At 36.7% G+C, this 4019-nt stretch carries 6 protein-coding genes and 1 pseudogene; all 7 read left to right on the plus strand.

Translation table 11 applies throughout. The features are described 5' to 3' along the window. The first annotated feature begins 73 nt into the window (after window positions 1-73). Window positions 74-172 (plus strand): transposase, encoded by a 99-nt coding sequence (locus JWR87_RS20275; RefSeq protein WP_366090444.1) that lies wholly within the window; start codon window positions 74-76, stop codon window positions 170-172. Next, complete coding sequence (locus JWR87_RS09750; protein ID WP_297818986.1) at window positions 150-515, plus strand: transposase; 366 nt, start codon at window positions 150-152, stop codon at window positions 513-515. Before JWR87_RS20275 ends, JWR87_RS09750 begins: the two co-directional genes overlap by 23 nt. A 414-nt stretch (window positions 516-929) precedes the next feature. Beyond that, window positions 930-2111, plus strand: coding sequence for a DJ-1/PfpI family protein (locus JWR87_RS09755; protein WP_297818989.1), 1182 nt, complete (start codon window positions 930-932; stop codon window positions 2109-2111). 66 nt (window positions 2112-2177) lie between these two features. Further along, window positions 2178-2600, plus strand: a complete 423-nt coding sequence (locus JWR87_RS09760; RefSeq protein ID WP_297818992.1) for a DUF2147 domain-containing protein — start codon at window positions 2178-2180, stop codon at window positions 2598-2600. Window positions 2601-2632: 32 nt separating this feature from the next. Beyond that, window positions 2633-3058, plus strand: coding sequence for a DUF6010 family protein (locus JWR87_RS09765; protein WP_297818994.1), 426 nt, complete (start codon window positions 2633-2635; stop codon window positions 3056-3058). A 234-nt stretch (window positions 3059-3292) separates the two neighbouring features. Beyond that, window positions 3293-3652 carry a hypothetical protein gene (locus JWR87_RS09770; RefSeq protein ID WP_297818997.1) on the plus strand — a complete coding sequence of 120 codons (360 nt, stop codon included), beginning with the start codon at window positions 3293-3295 and terminating at the stop codon, window positions 3650-3652. 57 nt (window positions 3653-3709) lie between these two features. Continuing rightward, window positions 3710-4019 (plus strand): annotated as a pseudogene (locus tag JWR87_RS09775) (AraC family transcriptional regulator); the annotation flags it as partial.

Consider the following 4019-nt stretch of genomic DNA (forward strand, 5'->3'; position numbering starts at 1 on the left):
GCACTGTTATCACACCCTCACTTCCCAGGCGTATAATGGAAAATGCATGGCCGCAGAAGGATTGCTTGCGCAGATGATAGTAGACAAGTATGTTGATCATCTTCCGCTTCACCGCCAGATGCAACGCTTTGCAAGAGTAGGCGTAAATATTGCTCAGTCTACGAATAAATGATTGGGTAAAAGCAGTACTAACTCATGTAGCTGCATTATACGAAGCCCATAAAAAGATTGTATTGGCTTGTGGTTACCTGCATGCAGATGAAACACCTCTTAAGGTGCTGGATGAAAGCAAAAAAGGCACTACTCACCAGGGCTATTACTGGGTTTATCACAACAGTAAAGGCAAATTAGTACTGTTTGATTATCGCAAAGGACGTGGACGGGAAGGACCGGATGATATTTTAAAAGACTACAAGGGTTATTTGCAGACAGATGGATATGCAGCTCACGAGGACTTTGATAAAAGGGCAGGCATAACCCTTATTCATTGCATGGCACCCCCCAACGTGCATTAATTTTTGTGTAGCAAGCATTAATTCATCATTCAACAACGTTGTGTCACTCACTTGTACTTTCAGTTATTGGGCCGCAATGCACATGCGGGGCGGGCTATGCGAGACGTTAGTTTAATGATGCACTGGGAAATGATAAAGCCCAGGGCAGAATATGCATTAAACAGGTTTCAAAAACCCTATGCAATAGAGCGAAGAATTAAGGATGAGGAATTAGACGGTGGCTTACGTTGTTGGGGGTAAAATGGCTCTTAGTTCAAGACCCTGACTTTCCAGGCTCTATTTTTTATCTAATTAATATAAAAATAACCGTCCTTAACTTCAGGAATATATGTGTCCTTTTCTGACACAGTATCGTCCTAAAAAACGTTTTCAGGCATTGCATCTTTACATCATAATAATCAAACAACTACTATTATGAAAAAGATAAAAAAAGCACTTATAATCACAGTTACAACATTACTGGTCCTTAGCTTAGTTCTCTACTTTGCACTTCCACAAGTCTTTTCACAAAAAATAAAAATCTATAAAGGCAGCAATGACTTAGCATGGTCAGAGCCTAGATTCGACAGCACAAAAAAGACAGTCATTATCGTTGCTGACAATGATGGAACAGAGATGTTTGACCTGATGGCTCCGTTTTATTTATTTAATGCAACTAAAAAAGCCAACGTATTTGTAGTATCAGAAAAAAAAGCTCCCATCCTATTAGTAAATAGCCTTTTCATACTTCCTCATTACTCCTTTTCTGAGATAGATTCACTACATATCATTCCTGATGTCATTGTTATTCCTAATCTGACTATTCATCTAAAGACTCCTCCAAAAGCATCTAATGTTGGTTGGATAAAAAGTCATTACACAGGTTCAAATATTATATTGTCCATTTGTGATGGATCAGCAACGGCAGCTGCTACAGGCCTTTATGACGGCAAGCCATTGACTACCCATGCTTCTGACTATAAAATACTTCAAAAGCAGTTTCCTAAAGCACATTGGGTAAAAGACAAAAGCGTTACAGAAAGTGGCAACTTGTATAGTACGGCCGGAGTTTCCAATGCTGTTGAAGGAAGCCTTACCGTAATAAAAAGATTGTTTGGAGAACAAACGATGCAAGGTGTTCTTCATGATGTGCGTTATCCTCACGCTGATATAAAAGTTGATCATCAAAGCCTGGTTGTAAGTAAAGGCGCAATCATTAAAATAGCAACGAAGATGTTGTTCAGCAAAAATTACAGAATTGGTGTTTTACTCACCGATAGTTTGAATGAATTTCAATTGGCTAGTGTATTAGATACCTACGTGCGATCTTTCCCAAAGTCCATAAACTCCTTTTCCTCGGATGGAGAAAGCGTTTCATCAAAGTACGGATTGACTCTTTATCCAACGGGAGATACAAAGGAAGACAAGGTAAATGAACTCCATGTCTTAAATCTGCAGCTCGAAAATGTCACGCAAAATGTTTTTACCAACGCAAGCATGATAAAATATAGCACCGAACCGAAGCAATATTTTATAGAAAAATGTCTTCAAAGAATTGCATCGCTATATGGAACGAATTTTAAGAACTGCGTAAAGTTGATGCTTGACTACAATTAAGTTTTTCTTTTATCCCTTGTGTATTTCACCCTCACTAAAATATCATACCACTAAAACTATACGAAAATGAAAAAGATTATCAGTTTCTCTTTTGCTTTAACCCTGCTTTTCACACTTTCATTTGCTAAATCAAATCCAACTGTTGCAGACAAAATCATCGGGGTCTACTGGTCGCCAAAAAAAGATGCAAAGATTGAAATCTATAAGACGGGTGACAGGTATTTCGGTAAATCCATCTGGACGGAAACCAAGAGGAAAGATTTGAAAAACCCTAATCCTTCTTTAAGGAACAGGGATCTCTTAGGCACTCAACTTTTCACAAACTTCATCTACAAAGATGAAACCTACGAGGATGGTAAGATTTACGACCCCGAGAGCGGAAAAACCTATGATTGTAAAATGAGTTTTAACGGAAAAAGATTAAAAGTAAGAGGATACATAGGTATATCTCTATTTGGCAGAACCGAAATCTTCGAGCGGATAATGTAATTAAGTTTATAAAGAGCATCAAAATTATAAAGATGATACAACTACTTTCAGCTATAGCAACAGCATTGTTCGTAATACTATTTACGATTTTACTATCAAAGCATTTTTCCGCTAAATTAGTTGCTGCAACTATTCTATGTTCAATAGCCTTTATTTACGTTGGCTTTTCACTAAAGGGCAATCCTCTAAGCTCGATTCTACTGGAAATATTGGTTGCAGTAGTTTTCTATTTGATCGCAGTTATTGGATATTCAAAAAATAATTCTCTAATTGCTTACGGAATAGTCCTTCATGGCATTTGGGACGTATTACATCATAAAGACTCTATTGTAAAGACTAATATTCCCGACTATTACCCACTATATTGTGTTATAGTTGACGTCCTTTTAGGTGTTTACTTTTTCTTAGTTTTTAGAGTGAAGAACAATGGCAAAGGGATAAATATTAAATCATTTTAGAAGATGCCTAAATTTTGTTTTTAGCCGATACCGACATCGCTTTACATACCATCATCGTTGCGTCGCAATCACTTCATCAGCAAATCTATGGGCAACTTTAGTTTAACCTCAAAAGGGGCTTATAGAAGTTAGACAGCGTGGCAGCAAATGTCAGTAATTGACATCTAACTGTCCTTTAAAACCTTCTTCTACAGTTTACTTTTACACTATTATAAATCCTTACAAACAATAAAAATGAAACAAACAATTTATATAGGGCTTTTTTTATTCTTGTCCTATTCATCATTTGCTCAAGCGGACACTTCACAAATTGAACAGTATTGCCAGGTTATTGCCACTCCCAGGCTTCTAAGCAACAAGGTTACTATTGATATTGACTTTGGGGAGGAGAAAAGTTTTTGGAGAGATACCAGGCTTAAAACCTATGATGGAAGATTTAAAAAGTTCAATACTATTATCGATGCATTAAATTTTATGGGTAAAGAAGGATGGGTTTTCATTAACGCATATCCTGTCAAAAACAATGAAAGCGAAATATATCATTTCGGATTTAAAAAGGTGTTTACAAAATCGGAAGTAGAAAGCTTGAGATAAGAGGAGGTAAGTAAAACCACCCCTAACATTTGTTCCTTATATAAATTTATTAATCCAATGAAAAGATTTGCTTTTATCATACCTCCAACAGTAGAACTTCTAGATATGGCAGGACCAGTACAGGTTTTTACAGAAGCCAAGTTTTATGGCTTCGATGCCGCTATTGAATTCTACACCTACGAGGACATACCCGTATCTACCTCAGGACTTGCATTCCATAAAGTTGACAATTATAAAGAAGCAACTTTAAAGGAAGGAGATTACGTGTTTGTACCGGGGATGGATAATAATTATGTCAATAGCATTCCTTTCAGGGCAGAACGGCAATTTTTTAATTGGTTAAAAGAATGTTCAGAGAAAAAAATAA

Source organism: Segetibacter sp., assembly GCF_025963695.1.
GTDB lineage: Bacteria > Bacteroidota > Bacteroidia > Chitinophagales > Chitinophagaceae > Segetibacter.